The sequence below is a fragment of the Curtobacterium sp. B8 genome (assembly GCF_000333315.1).
GTDB classification, from domain to species: domain Bacteria; phylum Actinomycetota; class Actinomycetes; order Actinomycetales; family Microbacteriaceae; genus Curtobacterium; species Curtobacterium luteum.
On sequence record NZ_BACW01000167.1, the window covers coordinates 1 to 1334 of the forward strand.

Genomic DNA, 1334 nt, shown 5'->3' on the forward strand with positions numbered 1-1334 from the left:
CTACGTGATCGGCTTCATCCCCGCGGCCGGGCTCGTCGGCTGGTTCGCCCGTCGGAACTGGGACCGCCATGTCGGTCGGGCCTCGGTCGCGATGCTGCTCGCGAGCGCGATCCCGTTCGTGACGGGGCTGCCGTGGCTCGCGGTCGCGCTCGGCCAGCTCGGCGCGCCGAACGACCTGCAGTCGGTGCTCGCTGCCGGGCTGTACCCGTTCGTCCTCGGCGGTGTCGCCAAGGCGCTCATCGCGGCGGGCGTGCTGCCGCTGGCGTGGAAGGCCGTCGGCCGGCGCTGAGCGCGGCGCACCGCTCGGCAGCGGCCGGGGTCCCAGGGTGCTGGGACCTCGGCCGTTGTGCTGTCCGGCGGGCGGGTGCGCGACACGCCCGAGTGCGGACGCCGAGGTCGCACGACATGCCGCGCGACACGCCCGGGTGCGGGCGCCGAGGTCGCACGACATGCCGCACGCGTGACGCCGAGGTCGCACGACATGCCGCACGCGTGACGCAGAGGTCGCACGACACGCCGCTCGCGTGACGCCGAGGTCGCACGAACTGTCGCCAGCGCGCCGCGGAAGCGACAGCTCGTGCGACCACGGCGAACCCCGCCGGGCGTGTCGTCGTCGCGGTTGCCAGCCGCCCGAGCCGCACGAGCCGCACGACACGCCCGGGTGCGGACGCCGAGGTCGCACGACATGCCGCAAGCGTGACGCCGAGGTCGCACGAAGTGTCGCCAGCGCGCCGCGAAAGCGACAGCTCGTGCGACCATGGCGAACCCAGTCGGGCGTGTCGCGACGACCAGCGCGACCACATGAACGACGGGAGGCGCGGAGCCCAAGAGCANCGCGCCTCCCGTCAGGTGTGGTCGCGACTAGATCGAGAAGCCGAGCGCACGCATCATCTCGCGCCCGTCGTCCGTGATCCGCTCCGGGCCCCACGGCGGCATCCAGACCCAGTTGATCCGGAAGGCGTCGACGATCCCGTCGAGCGCGTTCGCGGTGTCACCCTCGATGACGTCCGTGAGCGGGCAGCCCGCACTCGTCAGCGTCATGCTGATGACGAGCGCGTTCGCCTCGTCGTCCATCGCGAGGTCGTAGATCAGCCCGAGGTCGACGATGTTCACGCCGAGCTCCGGGTCCTGGACCTCCTTGAGGCCCTCGACGACCTCGTCGAACTTCTCCGGGGAGAGTGCGGTGATCATCAGTTGCCCGCCGCTGCGGCCTGGACGTACCGGTCGTAGCCCTCGTTCTCGAGGCGCTCGGCGAGCTCGGGGCCGCCCTGCTCCGCCACCTTGCCGGCGACGAACACGTGCACGAAGTCCGGCTTGATGAGCGGAGGATGCGC

2 protein-coding genes are annotated in these 1334 nt (G+C 71.9%); one reads left to right on the forward strand and one right to left on the reverse strand.

The features are described 5' to 3' along the window. Window positions 1-289, forward strand: a 289-nt coding sequence (locus tag I59_RS04115) for a biotin transporter BioY (RefSeq protein WP_022902785.1), incomplete at its 5' end; no start/stop codon positions are given. A gap of 572 nt (window positions 290-861) precedes the next feature. On the opposite strand, the gene I59_RS04120 is transcribed toward I59_RS04115, so the two are convergent. Next, window positions 862-1191: a metal-sulfur cluster assembly factor gene (locus I59_RS04120; RefSeq protein ID WP_022902786.1), complete on the reverse strand. Its 330-nt coding sequence runs from the start codon at window positions 1189-1191 to the stop codon at window positions 862-864. Window positions 1192-1334: the final 143 nt, after the last annotated feature.

Bases quoted from the DNA above. Each gene is read 5' to 3' on its own strand.
- I59_RS04120 (WP_022902786.1), bottom strand. From the start codon at position 1,191: ATGATCACCGCACTCTCCCCGGAGAAGTTCGACGAGGTCGTCGAGGGC.